Genomic DNA, 23793 nt, shown 5'->3' on the forward strand with positions numbered 1-23793 from the left:
AACGTACATTTTCGATATATATTTCTATAACAATTCAATATGATTCTATCGAAATGTTCGCCTCTGCTTTCTCATCCTCTAAGCACTGCACCGTAACCTGCCAAACGAGATCAAAAGCGGCTATGTAGAAAAAGGAGACTGCACTCGCTTGCTCCCTTTGTCTAACTTCGCATGTGGCAGAAAAAAGCCCTGACCGCTTCTATGCACGGCCAGATGCTCTCGTCCACCTAAAAGAATGGGTTTCTGTCTTTTTTCGCCTTTATTTTATCCAGCTGCGCCTCCTAGTCCTTCACGTCTAAGAACCTTCCACGCGAGAAGGTAAAGAACACCTTCTGCGTGAAAGAACCTTAGCCAACAGGACTAAACAGTCGGCTCCGCTTTTATATTATCCAGCTACAGCCGCTAGAACAATCGGTCGTTTCACTCTTTCCTACGAGGCAAAAAACGCCTCTGCGTTAAGAGCTCCAACGCCCTCATGTTCTATACGAGCGGCTTTCGCTTTTATTTTAATAATCAGTTGTTGCTGTTTTTCCGCTTATTAACGCTACGCCAGAACTTGTTCCGATTCGCGTTGCACCTGCTTCTACCATTGCATCCATGCCTGCTTCGTCACGAACACCGCCTGATGCTTTTACACCGATATTTGGTCCTACAGTTTTTCTCATCAATGCAATATCTTCAACTGTTGCACCGCCTGTTGAAAATCCTGTTGATGTTTTTACGAAATCGGTACCTGCTTTTACAGATAATTCACAAGCACGAACTTTTTCTTCCTCTGTTAGTAAGCATGTTTCAATAATTACTTTTACAAGCGCTTTTCCTTTTGCAGCCTCTACAACAGCGCGAACGTCACGTTCTACTAACGCATCGTTTTTATCTTTTAACGCACCGATGTTAATTACCATATCAACTTCAGTTGCACCTTTTGCAATCGCATCCGTTGTTTCAAACGCTTTTGTTTCTGGTGTATTTGCTCCAAGAGGAAAACCAATTACTGTACAAACTTTTACATCTGTTCCTTTTAGCAGTTCTGCTGCCGTTTCAACCCACGTTGGATTTACACATACAGAAGCAAAATCATGCTGTTTCGCCTCTTCACATAAAGTCACGATTACTTCTTTTTTTGTATCTGGTTTTAATGCCGTATGATCAATTAACTTTGCATAGTTCATTTAAAAATGCCCCTTCCTCAACTTTTACGTAGTAATTTTTTTACTTATCAGTCGTCTGACAACTTTAACCTTCCGCATTATAACATAACGTATAGCGTTTTCATATTTTAACTTCTCCAGCAAATAAAAAAGCATACAAACAAAAGTGTTTGCATGCTTTTTTGTTACGCACTTGCTGATTCTTTTGGAGATGCATCTTCTAGCACACGAACAAACTGTGCTTCATTGTAAGGATAACCAGCTTTCGTAATTTTTACTTTAATTAATTTACCGATTAATTCTTCAGAACCTTCAAAGACAACTTTTAAGTAATTATCTGTATATCCTACATATAACCCTTCACGATCAGCTTCTTTAAATGGTTCTTCTGGAATAATTTCAAGAACTTCACCTTCAAACTGTGATGCATATTCTTTCGCTAATTGATCTGACAATGCAATTAAGCGGTGTACACGCTCGTTCTTAATTTCTTCTGGCACTTGATCATCCATGCGTGCTGCTGGTGTTCCTGTACGTTTTGAATATGGGAATACATGAAGTTCAGAGAAACGATTATTTTTAATGAAATTGAACGTTTCCATGAATTCTTCTTCTGTTTCACCTGGGAAACCAACGATAACATCAGATGTAATTGCAAGTCCTGGCAGCGCTTCTTTTAAGCGGTCTAAACGCTCTTGGAAAAACTCCATTGTATATTTACGACGCATACGTTTCAACACTGTATTCGACCCAGATTGAAGCGGAATGTGTAAATGACGGACAACAACTTTAGAATCTCGCAGTACTTCAATTACTTCATCTGTAATTTGACTTGCTTCAATAGAAGAAATACGAAGGCGTTTTAAACCTGTTACTTGCGCTTCCATATCACGAAGTAGTCCCGCTAAATTATAATCTTTCATATCCTCACCGTATCCACCTGTATGAATACCTGTTAAGACGATTTCTTTATAGCCAGCCTCTACTAATTGCTGCGCTTGGCGAATAACTTCTTGTCCATCACGAGAACGCATTAAACCACGAGCCCACGGAATAATACAGAACGTACAGAAGTTGTTACATCCTTCTTGAATTTTTAAAGATGCACGCGTACGATCTGTAAAATATGGTACGTCCAATTCTTCGTATACACGTGTTTTCATAATGTTACGCACAGCATTAATCGGCTGACGTTCATTGCGATAATCTTCAATATAGCCAAGCATTTTCTCACGGTCTTGTGTTCCGACTACAATATCTACACCTGGAATTGCCATAATTTCAGCTGGAGATGTTTGTGCATAACATCCCGTTACACAAATTACCGCATCAGGATTTTGACGAACGGCACGACGAATAACTTGACGACTTTTTTTATCCCCTGTATTTGTTACAGTACATGTATTAATTACATACACATCAGCTGTTTTTTCAAATTCAGTTCGCTCATAACCACCTTGTTTAAACAGTTGCCAAATTGCTTCTGTCTCGTAGTGGTTTACTTTACAACCTAACGTATGAAACGCAACAGTTGCCATATATACTCACCCCATTAATTCAAAATGATAAGAAGCGGCACTTAGCGCGTATAAAGGCGCTGTTTCTGTCCGCAATATTCTTGGTCCTAAACTACATGGTACAAAAGCATGCTCAGAAAGAGAAGATACTTCTTCTTCCGTTAGACCACCTTCTGGTCCAAATACAATGAGCACCTTTTGTCCTGGTTTTAAATTCGTTAAAACCTTAGCGAAGTTTGATTTTTCACCTTGTTTCGCTTCCTCTTCATACGCAACAAGGCAGCTATCATAATCTTTGCTCATCGCGAGAAGCTCTTTAAAAGAAACAGGTGCATACACAGTCGGAATCTCACTGCGATGAGACTGCTCAGCTGCCTCTTTGACAATTTTATTAAAACGCTCTACTTTTTTCCCAGCTTTTTTCGCATCCCATTTCACAATAGACCTTGATGCTTGGAACGGTAAAAAGGCTGCTGCTCCAAGTTCAGTTCCTTTTTGTAAAATCAACTCAAGCTTATCACCTTTAGGCAATCCGCTTGCAATTGTCACAAAAACAGGAAGCTCAGTTGACATCTCTATCCATTCTACAATAGTCGCATTTACAAATTCATTGGTAATTTCAGCAATTGTACAAATTGCTGTTTTTCCACTTGTACAACAATAAATTTGATCACCAGGCGTCATACGCATTACTCTTCCGATGTGATGCACATCATCTCCTACAATACGAATGGCCAATTCATTTACATTTTGTTCTTCTACAAAATAACGCTGCATTTTATCACCTTAGTAAAGTTTAGCTCTTTTCGTAAACGAGTGCTTACGAAAAGAGCCAAACAGTATGATTTAGACGAAACAAATGGTAAGTCCCCCGCTGCTTTCAGCGAGAGACTTTCCGCTTACATCATCCATAAACACTTAATCAGGGAGACTTTATCCCGCTATTCGTGAGCTAAGACTTCCACTGACTGAAGTTTCACTTTATCTTACCCTCTACGCGCAATAATCGCTACCCAATCTTCCATCGTTAACACTTCTTCTACTGTAAAACCAGCATTTACTAACGCGGATGTTACAATTTTTTCTTTTGCAGCAATAATACCAGACGTTATGAACAATCCACCTTGCTTCACAACTTTCGCTGCATCTTCTGGGAATAGTAAAATAATTTCCGCTAGTAAATTTGCGACAATTAAATCTACAGGTCCTTCAATGCCCTCTAGTAAGCTGTTTTGTCCAACAGTTACAACATTTTCTGTATGATTTAATCGGACATTCATTTCCGCACTTTCTACCGCAACCGGATCTAAGTCGTATGCTTGAATAGAAGCAGCACCTAATTTAGCCGCTGCAATACTTAATACACCAGAACCCGTTCCAACGTCAATAACAGTATCTCCCGGCTGAACAGTTTTCTCTAAAGCACGGATGCACATCGTTGTTGTCGGATGCGTTCCCGTACCAAATGCCATTCCTGGATCTAGTTCAATAATTTTTTCTTCAGGTGAGGAAGGAGTATACTCTTCCCACGTTGGCACAATTGTAAATGTATCAGAAATTTTCACTGGATGGTAATACTTTTTCCAAGCAGTAGCCCAATCCTCTTCATCTACTTCATTAACAGATACAGTTGCTGCTCCAATCTCGATTCCATAAGAAGGTAACAGATCAATAGACGATTTTACATTTGTAATTGTTTCTTGCAGGGCATCATTCTTTGGGAAATACGCTTTTACAAGCACACCTTCTTCCGGATATTCAGCCGGATTTAATGCATAAATCTCGCCAAATTGTTGTTCACGCTCTTTCGTTAATTCCGCAGGATCTTCAATCGCAACACCACTTGCACCTGCTTCGTGTAAAATATGCGAGATTGCTTCTACCGCGTACTCTGTTGTATGAATACTAATTTCTGACCATTTCACAATTTACCAACTCCATTTTTTATTTCCATTATTCCCCTTTAAAAGCTCGCTTAAGCTTTCCAAATAGGCTATCATCTTGATCTTCTTGACCTGCAAATTCTCTTAATAAATCCTTTTGATGCGATGTTAATTTCGTTGGTGTTATAACACGTACAACTACGTATTGATCACCTTGCCCATATCCGCGTACGTTTGGAGCACCTTTTCCTTTTAAACGGAATTCTGTTCCTGTTTGTGTTCCCGCTGGAATTTTTAATTTCACTTTTCCTTGCACAGTTGGAACTTCCACTTCATCCCCAAGTGCTACTTGCGCGAATGTTAATGGCATTTCGCAAATAATATCATCACCTTCGCGATGGAAGAATTCATGATCTTTCACGCGAACGACTACATATAAGTCTCCTGCCGGACCGCCATTTATACCAGCTTCCCCTTTACCAGTAACGCGAATTTGTTGACCGTTATCAATACCTGCTGGAATTTTAACATTAATTTTTTTGCGTTTACGTAGTTTTCCAGATCCATGACATGTTGTACATTTCTCTTTAATAATTTGACCTGTTCCAGAGCAATGTCTACAACTTTGACGATTCACAATACGACCAAATGGTGTGTTTTGCTCCACGCTAATTTGACCTGTTCCAGAACAATGTGAACATGTTTCCTTAGAAGTCCCAGGTTTTGCTCCACTACCGTTACATGTATTACAAGGATCTTCAGCTGGAATTTCAATATCCATTTCCTTACCAGAAATCGCCTCTTCAAAATCTAAAGTCACTTGATATTGAAGATCTGCACCTTGGCGCGGTGCATTTGGATCACGGCGTCTACCGCCTCCACCACCAAAGAATGAACTGAAGATGTCTTCAAAGCCAAAGCCACCACCGAAGTCGCCTCCACCAAAGCCTTGATTTGGACCAGCATGACCAAATTGATCGTACTGCGCACGTTTTGAATCATCACTTAACACTTCGTATGCTTCTTGCACTTCTTTAAATTTTTCAATTGCATTTTCTTCAGTACTTACATCTGGATGATACTTTTTCGCCAAACGACGATATGCTTTTTTAATCTCATCATTCGAAGCACCCTTGCTAATGCCGAGCACCTCATAGTAATCTCGTTTATTCATAAGTTTGTTACCCCCGAATCCTTTCACATAAACGTAATTTTAACATCGAAAGAAAGTGCTTTGCAACACTGTTTCCTCACTTACAGTATGCAAAAAGAAAAACATTGGACTCTCTCACAAAAGACTTCATGTATACTCTTCGTGAAAAAAGCCAAAGCCAAGGCACGCTTGACTTTGACTTTTTGTCATCTTACTTATTTGATTATTTATCTTCTTTTACTTCTTCAAACTCAGCATCTACTACATTATCGTTTTTTGCGCCTGCATTACCTTGTGCACCGTCTGCTTGCTGTGCTCCTGCAGCAGCTTGAGCTTGCTCATATAATTTTACAGTTAATTGTTGTACGATTTCTTGAAGTGCATCTTTTTTCGCACGGATTTCATCAAGATCATTTTTCTCGATTGCCGCTTTTAATGCATCTTTTGCTTCTGTTGCTTTCGCTACTTCAGCTGCATCTACTTTGCCTTCTAAATCTTTTACAACTTTATCAGTTTGGAATACAAGTTGATCCGCTTCATTGCGAAGTTCAACCTCTTCTTTACGTTTTTGGTCAGCATCAGCATTTGCTTCTGCTTCTTTTACCATACGTTCTACTTCATCATCAGAAAGACCTGAAGAAGATTGGATTGTAATTGTTTGTTCTTTGCTTGTTCCTAAATCTTTCGCACGTACGTTTACGATACCGTTCGCGTCAATATCGAACGTTACTTCGATTTGCGGAATGCCACGTGGTGCTGGTGGAATGTCTGTTAATTGGAAGCGACCTAACGTTTTGTTATCCGCTGCCATTGGACGCTCACCTTGTAATACGTGAATGTCTACTGCTGGTTGGTTATCAGCAGCTGTTGAGAACACTTGTGATTTACTTGTTGGGATTGTTGTGTTACGCTCAATTAATTTTGTAAACACGCTGCCCATTGTTTCAATACCTAAAGAAAGCGGAGTTACGTCTAATAATAAAACGTCTTTTACATCACCAGTAAGTACACCGCCCTGTACTGCAGCACCTAACGCTACAACTTCATCAGGGTTTACACCTTTATATGGTTCTTTACCAGTTTCACGTTTAATCGCTTCTTGTACAGCTGGAATACGAGTAGAACCACCAACAAGAATTACTTTATCAAGTTCGCTTGGAGAAAGACCAGCGTCTTTTAACGCACGACGAGTTGGTTCTAATGTTCTTTCAACAAGGTTTGCTGAAAGCTCTTCAAATTTCGCTCTTGTTAACGTTAACTCTAAGTGTAATGGACCTGCAGGACCTGCACTAATGAACGGTAATGAAATTTGTGTTTGCGTTACACCAGAAAGATCTTTCTTCGCTTTTTCAGCTGCATCTTTCAAACGTTGAAGTGCCATTTTATCTTGGCTTAAATCAATGTTATTTTCTTTTTTGAATTCAGCTACTAAATGATCAATGACCACTTGGTCAAAGTCGTCACCACCAAGACGGTTGTCACCAGCAGTTGAAATAACTTCAAATGTTCCATCTGCTAACTCAAGAATAGATACGTCAAACGTACCGCCACCTAAGTCATATACTAAGATTTTTTGTTCTTCGTCTTGTTTTTCTAAACCGTAAGCAAGCGCTGCTGCTGTTGGTTCGTTAATAATACGTTCTACTTCTAAACCAGCAATGCGACCTGCATCTTTTGTCGCTTGACGCTCTGCATCGTTAAAGTATGCTGGTACTGTGATAACAGCTTTTGTTACTGTTTCACCTAAGTATGCTTCAGCAGAAGCTTTTAAGTTTTGTAAAATGATTGCAGAAATTTCTTGAGGCGTATATTCTTTACCTTCTACATTTACTTTGTAATCTGTACCCATATGACGCTTAATTGAGATAATTGTATTCAGATTCGTAATTGCTTGACGCTTCGCTACTTCCCCTACTTGACGCTCATCATTTTTGAAAGCTACAACAGAAGGAGTTGTACGATTACCTTCTGGATTTGGAATAACTTTTGGCTCTCCGCCTTCCATAACAGCTACACAAGAGTTTGTTGTACCTAAGTCTATACCGATGATTTTACTCATGACGAAACCTCCTATATTTATGTAATTATTGATTTACTTTTACCATTGATGGTCGAATCACACGATCTTTCAGTTTATAACCTTTTTGGAATTCTTCCACAACCGCATTTGATTCAAATTCACTGTCTTCCACTTGCATAACAGCTTGATGTTCATGCGGATCGAACTGCTTTCCAACAGCTTCAATCGCTTCAACACCTTCTTTTGCTAATGCTTCTTGCAACTGACGATATACCATTTCCATCCCTTGTAATAAAGATTTCATTTGGTCATCATTTGCTTCCACCTGCATTGCTCTTTCAAAGTTATCAAGAGCCGGCAAAATATCTGATACAAGGTTTTGTGATCTATATTTTTCAGCCGCTTGCTTATCTAGTTGAACGCGGCGCTTATAGTTTTCAAAATCGGCTTGTAGACGAATCATGCGACCTTCCGTTTCCGACAATTTCGCTTGTAATTCATCTACTTTTTCTTGTAAAAGAGAAGATTCATTTTTTTCCACAACAGTTTCTTCGCCATTTTCTGGAGCTACAGCTTCTTCTGTTTGCGCTTCTTTTACTTCTTCTACCATTTGTTCATTACGCTCTTCCACAACTTTCACCTCCTTAAAAAGGCAGGGCAGGCACACCTTAGTACAAACCCAGCTATCTAATTTCTTGTATCCAACTAATCATATGTAGCGGAATATACCCCCGCCACAAATGGAAGTTTCTTATTATTCCGGTTTATACAAACCGTTCAGTCCATCTGTAAATTGTCTTGTAAACAATTGCAACAAACTAATGACACGAGAATATTGCATTCTTGTCGGTCCTAAAATCGCAATTGTTCCAAGTTGCTCATCTCCAATCGAGTATGTCGCAGAAATCAAACTACAATTTTCCATAGCAGCTGAAGAATTCTCACGGCCAATTTTCACTTGAATGCCAATTTGTTTACTCTTTAAGATATCATAAAAAGCATCTTCATTTTCAATCATATTGAATAATAATCTGACCTTTTGAATATCATGGAATTCAGGCTGCGCAAGCATATTTGTTTTTCCACCAAAATATACTTTTTCAGATAATGGAAATTGAAATGTACCGTCTAACATCTTCATGACGCTATCATAATTATGAACGTACTGACGCAAAACCATTACAATTTCTTTAAAGATTTTATTATGCAGTTCTGACATCGGTACACCAGACAACTTGTCATTCAAAATGTTAACCATTTTTTCCAAATCTTGCAAATCAACAGATTCCGGAACCGTGATTGTTTTACTTTGCACATGTCCTGTATCAGTTACAATAATTGCAACCGCTGTTTGATGTCCAAGCGGAAGTATTTGCACATTTTTCAACTTATTCGCACTAACTTTTGGCCCAAGAACAATTGCCGTATAATTCGTGAGCTCTGATAAAATTTGCGCTGATTGCTGCGCAAGCTTTTCTGCTTCAAAAACTCTTTGAGCGAACAAGTCTTTAATTTGTATAACATCTTCACTAGGCAAATGTTGCGGTGCAAGAAGATGATCTACATAAAAGCGATACCCTTTTTCAGAAGGAACGCGCCCTGAAGAACTATGTGTTTTTTCAATAAACCCTAATTCTTCTAAGTCAGCCATTTCATTTCGAATTGTTGCTGAGCTAAATGTGATTTCTTCTTTTTTAGATAATGTTCTTGATCCAACAGGTTGTGCTGATCCGATAAAATCGTCAATTATCGTCTGTAAAATTAAGAGCTGACGTTCCGTAAGCATTTCATCATCACCTCTGTTAGCACTCTTATGTTTCGAGTGCTAAATCTATTACTAACTTACCAAAATTGATATTGAATTGTCAACGGAAACGTGATGGGATAAGGTGAAACTTTTAGCAGCACGATTTTCGCTGCTAATTAGCTGAGCCAATCGGGCTCTTACAGACGGTTTTTCTTCTCGATTTACCTCTTTGTACCGTCTGTTTGAGCGGGACACAGCGTTTAATCCACTAAGAATGATTGAAAGACTTCATTTCCTAATAACTTCCCTTTTCTTGTTAAACAGACATGATTATTTGTTTCTTGAAGCAATTCATGTTCCTTATTATGACGTAACTGTTTTGCAAAGATATCGTTCATCTCTACGCCGAATTTTTTGCTGAATTCCACTTTCGAAACGCCTGCTGTTTTTCGAAGCCCTAAGAATAACTCTTCTTCCATTTTTTCTTGGGTTGTTACTGTATGAACATCTAAATACGGCAAACCTGTCTCATCAATTTTCGTAAAATATTGTTTTAGTGGACCTACATTTTGAATACGCTCGCCATTTACGTAACTATGAGCGCCAGCTCCGAAACCGTAGTATTCATCATTATTCCAATAAGTTAGGTTATGTCTACTTTCATAACCCTCTTTTGAAAAATTACTAATTTCATACTGCTGATAACCATGCTTCGCCATCTCATCCATCACAATTTCATACATTTTAGCCTCATTGTCTTCACCTGGGAGTCTCAGCTTTCCTTTATTCATTAAATTATAAAAGACCGTTTTCGGCTCCACAATTAAAGAATACGCTGAGAAATGTTGAACCCCAAGGGTAAATGCAATCTCTAACGTTTCTTTCACGTCTTCTATCGTTTGCCCTGGCAATGCATAAATTAAATCAACATTAATATTTGTAAAACCAACTTCCTGCGCCTCACGAATCGCTACAAACGCATCTTCTCTCGTATGCCCGCGCCCAATTTTTTTCAGCAATTCATCTCGGAACGTTTGAACACCAAAACTAATCCGGTTTACGCCGCCTTCTTGTAGAAGATTTAATTTCTCTTTTGGTAAATCTCCCGGATTCGCTTCAAAAGTTAGTTCACAATTTGGCGCAAACGGCCGTAAACGACGATTAATAATATCTAGCAATTGCTTTGTCTGTTCCATATTTAGCGCTGTTGGCGTTCCTCCACCAACAAAAATCGTTTTCATTTCTTTAAAAGGCGTTTTGTTGATTGTATTCACAATTTCTTTCTCTAAATATTGCAAGTATTGTTCAACTGGCTGACGTTCAATAAACACTTTATTAAAATCACAATAGTGACAAATATGCTGACAAAACGGAATATGAATATATGCAGCTTGTATCAAATTCTGTTCCTACCTTTCTAAAAAGAAAACCTCCGCACTTCGGAGGTTTATTTACTTCTGTAATCCTATGCGAACTTTCTCCATTCTGATTCTTCCTTTTACAATCAAAAGTATCACCACTATTGTATAGGAGAGATACAAAGATGTCTAAATATTAACCAAAACTTTAGATTTCTACTTCCTAAATAAAAAGAAGCCGTTTGTACGGCTTCTTTTTATTAGTTATCATCCATTTTCAGTACAGCCATGAATGCTTCTTGCGGTACTTCTACAGAACCAACAGACTTCATACGTTTTTTACCTTCTTTTTGTTTTTCAAGAAGTTTACGTTTACGAGAAATGTCACCACCGTAACATTTTGCTAATACGTTTTTACGCATCGCCTTAATTGTAGAACGCGCCACGACTTTATTTCCGATTGTCGCTTGTATAGGCACCTCAAACTGCTGTCTTGGAATTAACTCTTTTAACTTTTCTACAATTACTTTTCCACGGTCATATGCTGAGTCACGATGCACAATGAAAGATAACGCATCGACCTGTTCAGCATTCAATAAAATATCCATCTTCACAAGCTTAGACGGTTTATAACCAATTAGCTCGTAATCAAAGGATGCATATCCTTTCGTATTCGACTTTAATTGATCGAAGAAATCATATACGATTTCAGAAAGTGGAATTTCATATGTCAAAGTAACGCGTGTTTCATCTAAATATTGCATATCAATAAACGTCCCGCGTTTTCCTTGGCAAATTTCCATAACCGCTCCAACATAATCATTCGGAACCATAATAGATGCTTTTACATACGGTTCTTCCACACGATCAATAGATTGCGGATCTGGCATGTTAGATGGGTTATCAACTGTCATGTCTTCACCGTTTGTTAAATATACTTTATAAATAACACTTGGTGCTGTTGTAATCAAATCAATTTTAAATTCACGTTCAATACGTTCTTGAATGATTTCCATATGAAGTAAGCCTAAGAATCCACAGCGGAAACCAAATCCAAGTGCTTGAGACGTTTCTGGTTCAAATTCAAGAGCAGAGTCATTTAATTCTAACTTTTCTAATGCATCACGTAAATCATTATAACGTGCAGAATCAATTGGATATAAACCACAGAATACCATTGGGTTTAATTTACGATACCCTGGTAAAGGTTCTGCCGCTGGACGTTTTGCATGTGTAATCGTATCACCTACACGCGTATCACCAACATTTTTAATCGATGCTGCTAAGAAGCCTACATCACCTACTGTTAATTCTTCACGCTGCGTTGTTTTCGGTGTGAACACACCTACTTCTGTTACTTCAAACTCTTTACCTGTTGCCATCATACGTACTTTATCGCCAACTTTTACTGTACCGTTTACAACACGGATATAAGCAATTACACCGCGGTACGGATCATATAAAGAATCGAAAATCATACATTGTAATGGTTCTTCCGAATCACCTGCTGGAGCTGGTACTTTTTCAACGATTTGTTCTAAAATCTCTTCAATACCAATCCCCGCTTTTGCAGAAGCAAGCACAGCTTCTGATGCGTCTAAGCCAATTACATCCTCTACCTCTTGACGAACACGTTCTGGATCAGCGCTTGGTAAGTCAATCTTGTTAATAACCGGTAAAATTTCCAAATTATTATCAAGTGCTAAATATACGTTTGCTAATGTTTGCGCCTCAATTCCTTGCGCCGCATCCACAACAAGTATCGCACCTTCACAAGCCGCTAAACTACGAGACACTTCATACGTGAAGTCGACGTGACCTGGTGTATCAATTAAGTGAAGAATATATTCTTCTCCGTCTTTCGCTTTATACGTTAATTGTACTGCATTTAATTTAATTGTAATCCCGCGCTCACGCTCTAAATCCATGGAGTCAAGCAACTGTGCTTTCATCTCGCGTTGTGTTAACGCATTTGTTTTCTCCAAAATACGGTCTGCCAACGTTGACTTCCCGTGATCAATGTGAGCAATAATGGAAAAGTTACGAATGTTAGACTGCCTTTTTGCTCTTTCTTCTTTGTTCATCTATTTATCACTCCTACTAATCTCGCCAATATACACTAGCACTGATTATATCAATACCAGGAAAAAGATTCAATGAAAACTGGTGCAGCGTTATAAGCAAGTACTCTTACTTTTATCATATGCAATTCGTAAACAATAGACAAACCTTTCCTAAAAATACAAAAAGCTATCCTACTTGTCCGTAAGATAGCCGCCTTTTTTACACTGTGCATTAATGAAATGCACCTTTTATTTTATCAACAATCATATATGTTATGCTGCAAATGACACGTTGTACTAAAGAAGTCAATCCTCTTCCCATACTCTCAAACATATTAAAGCTTTTTAATTCTTCTAGTTGCTTTTGTTTTTCCTCAACGGAAAATACATTCCCAAAAATTTCTTTTTCTCTATCCCCGTAGTTTGCGCCTGTTATATGAGCAATTTGTTCATATGTTGGATTATGATAACCTTTCATTCGTTTCAATCCGCTATTAGCAACTTGCATACCCGCTAACGTTATAAGAAATGCACTAACAACGACAATGATGCATTTGCGTGTAAACTGCTCCACTTCTTATTTCTCCTTTTCCAATCAATGCGTATATGCCCCTGTGTTGTCTTGATCAACTTGATGATGAAGAGCTGCGTTCAAACCACTCGCAATTAGATTCGCCATATCTTCAATAAACGCATCTACTTCTTTAGGTGTTACCATTAAGTTATGTCCTAACGGTGCTAGCACTTCATAAATTAGCTTTCTCTTCTCTTCTTCTTCTAACGTACCAACAACCCCTAAAAACATATTGCGGCTTTTTTCATCTGGCATATCTTCTTGTGTCAACTTCTTCTTCTCACCAAATGTAAAACCGGCTGGAAGTAAAGAACGAGATGGTTTTCCTCCCTCACGCAGTTCACGCCCAAAATGCTTTAAAATATAATCAATTGTGTCACTTGTAATTGAAACTGCATCTACAACGGTCGGAACACCAATTGCAATCACCGGTATACCTAGCGTATCTTTGCTCAATTCTTTTCGTTTATTCCCAACACCAGAGCCAGGATGAATACCAGTATCCGAAATTTGGATCGTACTATTAACTCGCTCAATAGAACGAGCAGCAAGTGCATCAATCGCAATGACAAAGTCTGGTTTCGTCTTTTCAATAACACCATAAATCATATCGCTCGTCTCAATACCTGTAATTCCCATAACACCCGGTCTAATTGCACTGACAGGTCGAAACCCTTCCTCAACACTTTCCGGCTGCAACTGAAACAAATGGCGCGTAACAAGGACATTCTCTACAACAATTGGACCTAAGGCATCCGGCGTTACATTCCAATTACCAAGCCCCACAATTAAACAACTTGCTTCTTCATTTATTCCAATCTCTTTTAGAAAATGCGAAAATTCCTTTGCAAAAATCTCTTCTACTTTTTGTTGCAGCGCTGTATCTTGCTGACGAATTCCTTGCACTTCTAAAGTTAAATAATTTCCTGGTTTCTTTCCCATCGCCGGAGCAGCACTTTCATCAATCGTCACCTTTGTAATTGTAATCCCTTCTTCTTCGCGCTCTTTTACAATCACACCTTGAATCGCTGTTTTTTCTTCTTGCTTCTCTTGCAGCATTTGATGGGCTTCTAATGCAAGATCTGTTCGAATCCCATATTTACTTAAATCAAGCGGTTCACTCATACAATCTCCTCCACTATTCATATTTAAAGTGAAACTTCCATCAGTGAGAGTTTTCTTCATCCCCCACAAATTTTCGACATATAGATTGCTGCTATGCAGAAAAAAGGAATCTGCTACTTTCTTGCTCCCTTTGTTTGAATTTTGCATGTGGTAGAAAAAGACCCTGACCGCTTCTATGCATGGCCAGATGCTCTCAATCATCTAAAAAGAGGGAGGTTTTATGCCGTTTTTTTAATTTGGATTTATATAGAATTCCCCAATTTATTCTCAGTCATTCTTTTCCTATATTGAAATTTCATCGTTCTCGCTATTGCAATTCTCTTCTCCGTTTGATAGAATATCACTTGTTCTATGTAAGAATCGAGTCACTCGATTGCACCAGGGAGGTGAAATATATGGCAAACATTAAATCTGCTATCAAACGCGCTAAACTTAGCGAAGAGCGTCGTGCACATAACGCTTCTATCAAGTCTGACATGCGTACAGCTGTTAAAACTGTAGAAGCTTTAGTTAACAATAACGATCTTGAAACAGCAAAAGAGGCATACAAAGTAGCTTCTAAAAAACTTGACAAAGCAGCTCGTAAAGGTCTTATCCACCAAAACGTTGCATCTCGTCAAAAATCTCGCTTAGCGAAACAAGTAAACGCGTAAGGCGTTTAAAAACGATCCGTATGGGTCGTTTTTTATTTACAAAAAAATGTTCATGCAGTTGTCTACATGAACATTTTTCCACTATCCAATATGATTTAAACGCATAAGAAAAAATTCTAGTACAAGACGTTTATCCATTCTTCCCGTCTTCATATTATAATCTGCCTCAGCAAGTTCGTGAATCACTCGTTTTAACGCTTCAAACGAGAAAAAATTTGTTTGATTCATAGCCAGCTTCACACGATACGGATGTACACCGATATGCGATGCAATTTGATTTTGCCCATAACCACGCTGCTGAAGTTCTTTCACTTGATATAATAAACGAAATTGACTCACAAGAAGCGCAAGCAGCTTAATCGGCTCTTCTTGTTGCGTAAATAATCCTTCTAAAATACGCATCGCACCTGCAATATCTTTTTTTACTACCTTTTCTGTTAAAGAAAATACATTTTGTTCAACAGACTTTGGAACGAGTTCCGCGACAAGCTTTGCCGTTATTTCACCGCCTACTCCAACATATAATGTCAATTTATCCATTTCCTTAGCAAGCATCGTTACATTGCTTCCAACAAGCTCTAATAGTAAACTGACTGCCGCTTCTTCTATTTGAATATGCATTTCTTCCGTACGGCTTATAATCCATTTACGTACATCTTGTACTTGCAGAGCATTCGCTTCTACTACATCCGCTGTTTTTTTCAAGAGCTTCGTAACTTTTTTACGCTCGTCCAATTTTTCAAACGGAGCAATAAACACAAGAATGGAAAATGGTGAAGGTTCAGCAATATATTCTTCTAGTACTTTGACGTTTTGCTCAATTTTTGCTTTTTGCGCTGTTAAAAACAACGGTGATTTTACAACGATTATTTTACGTTCCCCAAAAAAAGGAAGCGTTCGTGCGTCTTCAACAACTTCCTCTATGTATGTTTCTTCCAAATCATACGTAACAACATTGAACTCACGATCCTCTTCAGCTAACGCTTCTAATGTTAAAAGCTGGAGCGTTTCATTTATAAAATATGCCTCTGTCCCATACAACAAGTATAACGAAGCAAATTGCTTTTTCTTTATTTTTTTATGTATATCACTCATGTCATTTCCTACTCCCTAACACTTTATATACTTATAGTAATGTGACAACTGCCGTTTTACAAGTCCAAAGGAACAGGCAGCTACCCGTTCCTTGATCTATATAAAACGTTACAAAATAAGCCCCAGGATTCTTATTTCGTAACGGTGACCCCTTTAATTTTATTGTTTGCACCGAGATTACAAGCTATGAATGACAACTGTTAGCACACTTGGAAAAGCATTGAAGCAGTCGAGCCTTAATCAGCAGTTATCCCACCGCTGAAAACCTTGAAAAGAGACTTTACCAATTGTTAAGTGTTAGCATTTTGAATTTTCTATTAACAATAAGATTACAGGCCACGATTAACTAGATAAATTGTAGATTTTTTTCTGACAATATTTTATACTAAAGTGGAATGTTGGGAGGGATTCAAAGATGAATGAATTTGAAAAAAACGTTCAAAGTAAGCGTAATGACGCTGTCGACTCAGGTGTAGGCTTTATCGTTTCGTTCGGATTTTTTGCCACCTTATTTATCATCGCAACAGTCGTTAAATTAATCGGTTCTTAAAGACTGCATGTGGCAGTCTTCTTTTTTTTCTGTGTTTCATCATATGTCAACTTACTGCGAAACGTTCCCGTCTCCTCTCGGAAAACATAAGAAATCGCTCCTTGTTCATCGGTTCTCCACACCTCAATTCCACGCATATTTAAACGCTCTAACACTTCAATATGCGGATGTCGATAACGGTTTTTCTCACCAACAGAAATAATGGCCTTTTTCGGCTGAACAGCATCTAAAAACGGCCCTGAAGATGACGTTTTACTTCCGTGATGTCCAACCTTTAAAACGTCTGCACGCAGCTCTGGATACCATTTTATAAAGTGTTTCTCACCTGCTTCTTCTAAATCACCGGTAAACAACCATGTTAGTCCCCCTATTTTTGTCCAAAGTACAATAGATTGGTTATTATCTTCTTTTTCTTCTCCTTTTGGTGATAATACTGAAAACACCGCCTCTCCCGCCTTCCAGCTATCTCCTTTTTCTACAATTCGAACGGGCACATTCTTTTGCGCAGCAAGCCGTTGTATTTGTTGCTCAGGCAAAGAAAATTTTACCTTCTTCCCGAATACGACTTCTTTTACCGTAATAGATTGCATTACCTCTTGCACTGCTCCTACGTGATCCATATCTCCATGTGTCACAATTAATTTATCAATCGTGCGGACACCCTCTTTTTGTAAAAAAGGAACGAGAATATCATGCCCAACAGAAAATTCATGTTTTTTCTGCTGCCATTCTTCTTTCTTAACTGGAATTGTTCCGCCCGTATCAATTAAATACGTCCCTTGATTGTATGGAAGGCGAATTAAAATGGCGTCCCCTTGTCCGACGTCAATATAAGTAACACTTCCGTATGCATTTACATATGGAAAGGCATAGTGGCATGTACTAAGGAGAAAAAAGCTTGATAGAAATAACAGACGATATGTTCTCCACATAAACCCTTCCCATGATATAAGAACCGTTATAATACTTATACAATATAAAGCAACGAGAAACGGTTCGGTTTCTCCAAAGGTAAGACGTACAAACGGTAAAGCTTCGCACATTCGAAGCATCACATTCGAAACATGTATACATAGAGACAACAAATTAGCTAACCATTGAGATATGATTGGAAGACATATGAGACATACAAGAATGACAATACAAACAGGCAAAGCAAGTAAAGATAAAAACGGGACATAAATCATATTAAGAAGGATACTGTAAGGAGAGACATAACCGAAGTGATAGAGTAGAATAGGTATACTTGTTAATTGAGAAATAACGGAAATGTATATAGAATTTTTCACTATACCGTTTTCGTTAGCTAGCAGACGTGATGAAGATAACAAAAGAGAAAAACTTCCAACAAATGAAAACTGGAACCCAATGTCAAATAATACGTACGGATCATAAAAAATCATGATTATTAATGTCATACTTAAAGCATCCATCCCGGACACTCGCACTGCTCGCGTAAGGGCTCCGAATACAATAACAGCTGCTATAGATGCCCGAACAACAGATGGCGTGGCCCCTGCCAAAAACATATATAACGGAATACAAACAAGTAGAAACATTGTTGTGCTTTCACGCGTCATCCCAATTCGAAGTGATACAAAATAACATATTGCAGTTAACAAAACAATGTGCGATCCCGATATCGCCAATAAATGAACAAGTCCAAACTCTTGATACTGTTCTTCAACTTCAAACGTCATATATTGACGATCCCCAAACAATAAAGCATTCATAAAAGCTGCTGATTGCCCAGAAAAATTCTCTCCTATATAAGAAACAGCTGCTTTTCGAACCGAAAATAACCAATGAACAAACGACTTATTTTTTTGCACACAATTCGAGATCGATTCCACTTCAAAAAGAGCATGAATATGCTGCTTATACAAATAATCCTTATAATTAAACGCATAAAAGTTACGAGGAGATGGTGGTTCTTTCAACTTACCAGTAAACGTACACACCATACCAGGTGTTAACTGCTTCAATTTTTCTTTTAATTCACGAGAAGGAATTTTATAAAACAACTGCACTGTTTCGTCATTATTCATTTGCAACTGGAAAGAAAGGCGATTTCCATTTATAATCGGCGTACTTTGAATGGTACCTGTTACATTTGTTTCCTGAAAAGAAAGCTTAGAATGATTTTGTGAATCTACATAGATTGCATATACATATGTAAGAACAAATACGAGGACAATCAAGAAGAGGAGCGGCAGAGAAGTACGCAAAAAACAAACTACACAATAACAGCCAAATATAAGAAGAGGAATGATAAAAAAAGAGGAATAAGCTGTTGCAATCCCAAAGATAACTGAGATTGCAACGCAAATCCATTGCCCACGCAACACGTACTCACCTCACGGTTTATACCATATTTTTTGCTTGTTGTAATACTTGTTGCATTTGTTCTAACGTCATTTCGTCAGATTGTAACGAAGACAAAAGCTGTTTTAGCTCCTGCATTTTCTGTTGTTCTTCTAATGTTGTCACGTCAAATGCAAGAGGAACATGTTTTATTCTTACATTTGCTTGTTCAAATAACTCAAGTGCATACGGATGATTTTTATAATCTTGTGCGTAATACACGGCTGTAATACCACTTTGGATAATCGCCTTACAGCAATGTAAACATGGAAAATGGGTGACATAAATTTCTGCGCCATCCGTTTTCGCACCAAATTTCGCGCATTGCAGCAATGCATTCATTTCTGCATGAATTGTACGCACACAATGATTATCGATCACATAACACCCTTCATCTATACAATGCACACCGCCGGCAATCGACCCATTATAGCCACCAGCAATAATCCGCTTATCACGCACGATTGTCGCGCCAACTGCAAGCCTTGTACACGTACTGCGAAGTGATAATAAATGACTTTGTGTCATAAAATATTGATCCCAAGAAACTCGTTCCATTATCTTCACCTACTTTTTAATCTGCTTATAGTTTAGCGAAATAAGAAAAAAGCCGTCAATGTTTATTTAGTGAACAATTATCTCATCTTTTATTTTTTCCAGTGATTTTTCACCAATTCCATCGACCTCTAATAAATCTTCTACTTTTTGAAAGGGGCCATGCTGCTCACGATACTTGATAATATTTTCTGCTTTTCTAGGACCAATGCCCGATATTTTTTCAAGCTGTTCCTTTGTCGCTATGTTTATTTGTATTTTTCCATCTGACAAAGGTGCTCCATTCGCAAGGGCTTCTCCTTTTTTGGGTACATAAATCAGCATTTGATCTTGGACAAGCTGCGCTAAATTTACTTTTGTTATATCCGCTTCTGGTAAGAAACCTCCCGCCTTTTCAACAGCATCTTTCACTCGCGCCCCGCTTTGTAATTCATATACTCCTTCATGATTTACAGCTCCTTTCGTATCAACAAGAATCGTTTTTGATTGCAATTTAGATTCCGTTCCCTTTGTTTTTTCCTTTTTTTCTTCCATTTTCGCATTCGCATTCGCTTCCACTTTCATTACCGCTTGTTTTTGTCCATCTTTTGTTTGCCATAAAAATAAAATAATGACAATACCAATTGCTGCAAATAAAACGAACCACTTTCTTGGCAAATTCATCATCATTTTGCACCTCTAATTCATAAATTCAAAATAAACTTCATATTGTTTAGGAGAAAGATGTTACGAAGGAGGGGATGAAACATTGAACATAGGAATAATAGGAACAGGGAATATGGGGAATATACTTATTGATGCATGCATCGAAGCCCGCGCTGTCAAACCTTCGTGTCTTACTATTATTAATCGTACTTTCGCAAAAGCATATCATATAAAAGAGAAGTATCCTTCAATTCATATAGCCAAAACAATTCAAGAAGTAATCGGACGTTCTGAACTGATTTTTATTTGTGTAAAACCATTAGACATACATCCTATTTTGACAAAGCATGCTTCAATTCTTACTAACGATAAATGTCTAATCTCCATTACAAGTCCCATATCTACTGAACAATTAGAAACGATCGTTTCTTGTCATGTTGCTCGTATGATTCCAAGTATTACAAATCGCGCATTAGCCGGGGTCTCTCTATGCACATTCGGGAAAAACTGCTCGCAAGAATGGCAAAAGCAGATACTGAACTTGTTTCAAAAAATCTCTAAACCTACCATCATTGATGAAAATATCACAAGAGTAGCATCCGATATCGCAAGCTGCGGCCCGGCATTTTTCAGCTACTTATTACAACGTTTTATTGACGCATCTGTAGAGGAAACAAATATTACACGTGAAGAAGCTACAGTTTTAACGAGTGAAATGATTATTGGAATGGGGAAACTGCTAGAAAAACAAATTTTCACCTTGCCGACTTTACAGGAAAAAGTTTGTGTAAAAGGAGGAATTACAGGCGAAGGGATTCGCGTTTTAGAAGAACATATTGGAGATACATTTAACAAGGTGTTAAAACGAACACATGAAAAATACGAAGAGGATGTAGAGCACATCGAACAGCAATTTCATAAACATTAATATATCTTTTACGACAAAAACAACTATATTCCTTCATAAAGCATTTTATTTTTTACTATTTAATAAAAAAAAGCAACCATTCGGTTGCTTTTTTTATTATGCATTCTTTGTAGCCACAAAGAAAATTCGCTCTGTTTGTTCTGTGACTTCCATTCTTTCAAAGTCTCCCGTTACACGAAGAACGGTAAAACCAGCTGCTTCAAGCCAATTTGTCAGCTCCTCAACAGGATATGTACGCTGCATATGCAATTCATCAAATCGATGATACACATCTTCTTCTTCATCTCGTACAAAAAATGTCAAATCATGCTCCACACTGTTTGGCACCTCACCTGGGAAACAGTTCCAAATAAGCGAGATTTCATCTTCATTCATTGTGTACGTTTCATTTTGAAATACGTGATGAATTTTATAAAGAGAGTGCACATCAAATAAAAACAAACCATCTGGGCGCAAATGATGATACACACGTCGAAATGTCTCTCGAATGCCCTCTTCTTCTAGTACATAATTTAAAGAATCACAAAAAATTGTTACACAATCGAACTCGCCTGGAACATCTAACTCACGCATATCTTGTTGATAAAAAGGAATAAATTGTCCTTCTTCACCTAACTTTTGCTGAGCAATTGTTAACATTTCTTCTGATAAATCTACTCCTATTACATCGTATCCTTTTTGTACAAGAGGTAACGTAACATTCCCCGTTCCGCAAGCTACATCAAGAATTTTCGCATCTGTTTTACCAATTTGCTCCAAGCTTTGTTCCGTAAATTCTACCCATTTTTCATATGGGACATCATTCATTAGCTCATCGTATAACAATGCAAATTGTTCGTATCTCATTGCCCTAACTCTTCTGTAACATCTTCGCGCGGTACATCGCCCCAAAGACGTTCTAAATTATAATAACCACGCTCATCTTTATGGAATACGTGTACAACAACATCACCAAGATCAACTAGTACCCAACGCGCCTCTTCAAAGCCTTCCATGCGTTTTACATCGATCTGTGCTTCATGCGCTTGTGCTTTAACTTCACGAGCAATTGCCTGCACTTGTTTATCAGAGTTACCATGACAAATTACAAAATAATCAGCAAGTGGGGAAATCCCTTGCATATTCAACACAACAATATCTTCTGCTCTTTTATCATCAGCTGCTCGCGCTGCCAATATTAATAATTCTCTGTCCTTCATTTCGTAAGGTCCTCCTTAATGACTGCATTATACGTTTGAAATGTTAATGGATAAATCGTTTGATTCTTTTCCATTAAAAATTGTATCGTATGCTTTAAAGCATATAATAGTGCTTGATTGAGATCTTCTCGCGCTAACTTCCGTGCTTCTTCAACACCTGGAAACTTACGATTAGGTTCAATATAATCCGCCACGTAAATCACTTTATCAAGCATTGTCATCTGTTCATGTCCACTCGTATGATACGTAATAGCTTGTAGTATGTCAGCATCTGTAATACCGACTTCTCGTTCTACTAAATATGCCCCGACCGGCGCATGCCATAATTCTTTATTATAAAGCAATAAATCTTTTGGAAAATTTTCTCGCTTAATAATCTCTTCCATTTCTGAAACTGGTCTACACTTTGCATAATCGTGAAAAATCGCTGCCATTTCCGCTTTTTTTTCATCAACACCATATTGCTTTGCAAGTTCAATAGCCGTTTCCATAACACCAATTGTATGAATATAACGCTTGTCACGCATTTGTTGTTTTACAATTTCAAGTGCCCGTTTTCGGTCCATATAGCCCATTCCTCTCAATATATTCCTGTACCCCTTTTGGAAGCAAATATTTGCATGTCTTCTTCTTTGTAAAACGTTCACGCAGAAGCGAAGAAGAAATAGCAAATTCCGGAATTTCCACCGTTACAATATCATAAGGCGTAGAAAGTGTATAACCAGGACGAGCAACACCGACAAACGTAACAATCTTTAACAATTCATCAATGTTATACCATTTTGGTAAATACTCCACCATATCCCCGCCAATAATAAAATAAAATTGAACGTTTTGATGCGCCCTTGTCAATTGTAACATAGTATCATATGTGTAAGACGGACCTTCACGTTCTAGCTCCGCTAAACAAATAGAGAAATGCTTGTCTTGTTCAACTGCTAAATGAATCATTTCTAAACGATTACGTACACTTGTAACTTTCTTATCTCGTTTATGAGGGGGGATTTGATTTGGTAAAAACCAAACCTCATCAAGCCCCAATGCATCATACACTTCATTTGCAATTAACAAATGTCCATTATGAGGTGGGTCAAATGTCCCGCCAATAATCCCGATTCGCTTCAAAGAAAACGCCCCTTTACCTCGTCCTTATAGGTGATCATTCTCATTAATGAAAAACGAGGTACCTATACGAACTCGATTGGTTCAACTA

Annotated in this window: 23 protein-coding genes; 3 read left to right on the top strand and 20 right to left on the bottom strand. The window is 38.0% G+C overall.

Features of this window, described 5'->3' with window-relative positions; translation table 11 throughout:
• Nucleotides 1-506: 506 nt before the first annotated feature.
• From deoC to gpr, 12 genes are all read right to left on the bottom strand, one after another.
• Nucleotides 507-1172, bottom strand: a complete 666-nt coding sequence (deoC, locus tag BM211_RS08045; RefSeq protein ID WP_035429813.1) for a deoxyribose-phosphate aldolase — start codon at nucleotides 1170-1172, stop codon at nucleotides 507-509.
• A gap of 164 nt (nucleotides 1173-1336) precedes the next feature.
• On the bottom strand, nucleotides 1337-2689 hold the full coding sequence (gene mtaB / locus BM211_RS08050) for a tRNA (N(6)-L-threonylcarbamoyladenosine(37)-C(2))-methylthiotransferase MtaB (RefSeq protein ID WP_035429816.1): 1353 nt from the start codon (nucleotides 2687-2689) through the stop codon (nucleotides 1337-1339).
• 6 nt (nucleotides 2690-2695) lie between these two features.
• Nucleotides 2696-3445: a 16S rRNA (uracil(1498)-N(3))-methyltransferase gene (locus tag BM211_RS08055; protein ID WP_035429819.1), complete on the bottom strand. Its 750-nt coding sequence runs from the start codon at nucleotides 3443-3445 to the stop codon at nucleotides 2696-2698.
• A gap of 209 nt (nucleotides 3446-3654) precedes the next feature.
• Nucleotides 3655-4593 carry a 50S ribosomal protein L11 methyltransferase gene (prmA, locus tag BM211_RS08060; protein WP_090996210.1) on the bottom strand — a complete coding sequence of 313 codons (939 nt, stop codon included), beginning with the start codon at nucleotides 4591-4593 and terminating at the stop codon, nucleotides 3655-3657.
• A gap of 28 nt (nucleotides 4594-4621) precedes the next feature.
• Entirely contained in the window at nucleotides 4622-5725 is a 1104-nt protein-coding gene (gene dnaJ, locus BM211_RS08065; protein WP_090996213.1) for a molecular chaperone DnaJ, read from the bottom strand.
• Nucleotides 5726-5927: 202 nt separating this feature from the next.
• Nucleotides 5928-7763, bottom strand: a complete 1836-nt coding sequence (gene dnaK, locus BM211_RS08070; protein WP_035429827.1) for a chaperone protein DnaK — start codon at nucleotides 7761-7763, stop codon at nucleotides 5928-5930.
• Nucleotides 7764-7788: 25 nt separating this feature from the next.
• Nucleotides 7789-8355 carry a nucleotide exchange factor GrpE gene (gene grpE, locus BM211_RS08075; RefSeq protein WP_035429828.1) on the bottom strand — a complete coding sequence of 189 codons (567 nt, stop codon included), beginning with the start codon at nucleotides 8353-8355 and terminating at the stop codon, nucleotides 7789-7791.
• Between the two features lie 123 nt (nucleotides 8356-8478).
• Nucleotides 8479-9510, bottom strand: a complete 1032-nt coding sequence (hrcA, locus tag BM211_RS08080; RefSeq protein ID WP_035429831.1) for a heat-inducible transcriptional repressor HrcA — start codon at nucleotides 9508-9510, stop codon at nucleotides 8479-8481.
• Between the two features lie 221 nt (nucleotides 9511-9731).
• Entirely contained in the window at nucleotides 9732-10871 is a 1140-nt protein-coding gene (gene hemW / locus BM211_RS08085; RefSeq protein ID WP_035429834.1) for a radical SAM family heme chaperone HemW, read from the bottom strand.
• Nucleotides 10872-11089: 218 nt separating this feature from the next.
• Nucleotides 11090-12913 (bottom strand): elongation factor 4, encoded by a 1824-nt coding sequence (lepA, locus tag BM211_RS08090; RefSeq protein ID WP_035429837.1) that lies wholly within the window; start codon nucleotides 12911-12913, stop codon nucleotides 11090-11092.
• A gap of 211 nt (nucleotides 12914-13124) precedes the next feature.
• Nucleotides 13125-13466, bottom strand: a complete 342-nt coding sequence (locus tag BM211_RS08095; RefSeq protein WP_035429838.1) for a DUF3679 domain-containing protein — start codon at nucleotides 13464-13466, stop codon at nucleotides 13125-13127.
• Between the two features lie 21 nt (nucleotides 13467-13487).
• On the bottom strand, nucleotides 13488-14591 hold the full coding sequence (gene gpr, locus BM211_RS08100; protein WP_035429840.1) for a GPR endopeptidase: 1104 nt from the start codon (nucleotides 14589-14591) through the stop codon (nucleotides 13488-13490).
• A 395-nt stretch (nucleotides 14592-14986) separates the two neighbouring features.
• Between gpr and rpsT the strand changes: the two genes are divergently transcribed.
• Entirely contained in the window at nucleotides 14987-15244 is a 258-nt protein-coding gene (gene rpsT, locus BM211_RS08105; protein WP_020062230.1) for a 30S ribosomal protein S20, read from the top strand.
• Between the two features lie 81 nt (nucleotides 15245-15325).
• On the opposite strand, the gene holA is transcribed toward rpsT, so the two are convergent.
• Nucleotides 15326-16339 carry a DNA polymerase III subunit delta gene (gene holA / locus BM211_RS08110; RefSeq protein ID WP_035429841.1) on the bottom strand — a complete coding sequence of 338 codons (1014 nt, stop codon included), beginning with the start codon at nucleotides 16337-16339 and terminating at the stop codon, nucleotides 15326-15328.
• A gap of 415 nt (nucleotides 16340-16754) precedes the next feature.
• On the opposite strand from holA, the gene BM211_RS08115 reads away from it, so the two are divergent.
• Nucleotides 16755-16889, top strand: a complete 135-nt coding sequence (locus tag BM211_RS08115) for a YqzM family protein (RefSeq protein ID WP_035429843.1) — start codon at nucleotides 16755-16757, stop codon at nucleotides 16887-16889.
• Here BM211_RS08115 and BM211_RS08120 read toward each other — a convergent pair.
• The 3 genes from BM211_RS08120 to BM211_RS08130 all read right to left on the bottom strand — a co-directional run bounded on the left by BM211_RS08120 (nucleotide 16886) and on the right by BM211_RS08130 (nucleotide 20477).
• On the bottom strand, nucleotides 16886-19234 hold the full coding sequence (locus tag BM211_RS08120; protein ID WP_090996216.1) for a DNA internalization-related competence protein ComEC/Rec2: 2349 nt from the start codon (nucleotides 19232-19234) through the stop codon (nucleotides 16886-16888). The genes BM211_RS08115 and BM211_RS08120 overlap by 4 nt on opposite strands.
• Nucleotides 19235-19253: 19 nt before the next feature.
• Entirely contained in the window at nucleotides 19254-19811 is a 558-nt protein-coding gene (locus BM211_RS08125) for a ComE operon protein 2 (protein WP_035429846.1), read from the bottom strand.
• Between the two features lie 66 nt (nucleotides 19812-19877).
• A complete protein-coding gene (locus tag BM211_RS08130) occupies nucleotides 19878-20477 on the bottom strand; it encodes a helix-hairpin-helix domain-containing protein (protein ID WP_090996219.1) in 600 nt (199 codons plus the stop codon).
• Nucleotides 20478-20556: 79 nt separating this feature from the next.
• Here BM211_RS08130 and comER point away from each other — a divergent pair, with 79 nt between their 5' ends.
• Nucleotides 20557-21381: a late competence protein ComER gene (gene comER / locus BM211_RS08135; protein ID WP_090996223.1), complete on the top strand. Its 825-nt coding sequence runs from the start codon at nucleotides 20557-20559 to the stop codon at nucleotides 21379-21381.
• A gap of 96 nt (nucleotides 21382-21477) precedes the next feature.
• On the opposite strand, the gene BM211_RS08140 is transcribed toward comER, so the two are convergent.
• Genes BM211_RS08140 through BM211_RS08155 form a run of 4 tightly spaced genes read right to left on the bottom strand, consistent with a single transcriptional unit; the run spans nucleotide 21478 to nucleotide 23705 of the window.
• Nucleotides 21478-22227 carry a class I SAM-dependent DNA methyltransferase gene (locus BM211_RS08140; RefSeq protein ID WP_035429854.1) on the bottom strand — a complete coding sequence of 250 codons (750 nt, stop codon included), beginning with the start codon at nucleotides 22225-22227 and terminating at the stop codon, nucleotides 21478-21480.
• Entirely contained in the window at nucleotides 22224-22580 is a 357-nt protein-coding gene (gene rsfS, locus BM211_RS08145) for a ribosome silencing factor (protein WP_035429856.1), read from the bottom strand. Before rsfS ends, BM211_RS08140 begins: the two co-directional genes overlap by 4 nt.
• Nucleotides 22577-23146, bottom strand: a complete 570-nt coding sequence (gene yqeK / locus BM211_RS08150; RefSeq protein ID WP_141771606.1) for a bis(5'-nucleosyl)-tetraphosphatase (symmetrical) YqeK — start codon at nucleotides 23144-23146, stop codon at nucleotides 22577-22579. The genes rsfS and yqeK overlap by 4 nt, the downstream gene beginning before the upstream one ends.
• A complete protein-coding gene (locus BM211_RS08155) occupies nucleotides 23124-23705 on the bottom strand; it encodes a nicotinate-nucleotide adenylyltransferase (protein ID WP_090996228.1) in 582 nt (193 codons plus the stop codon). The genes yqeK and BM211_RS08155 overlap by 23 nt, the downstream gene beginning before the upstream one ends.
• Nucleotides 23706-23793 lie beyond the last annotated feature (88 nt).

It is taken from the genome of Bacillus sp. 491mf (assembly GCF_900112415.1).
In the GTDB taxonomy this organism is placed as follows: Bacteria; Bacillota; Bacilli; order Bacillales; family Bacillaceae_G; genus Bacillus_A.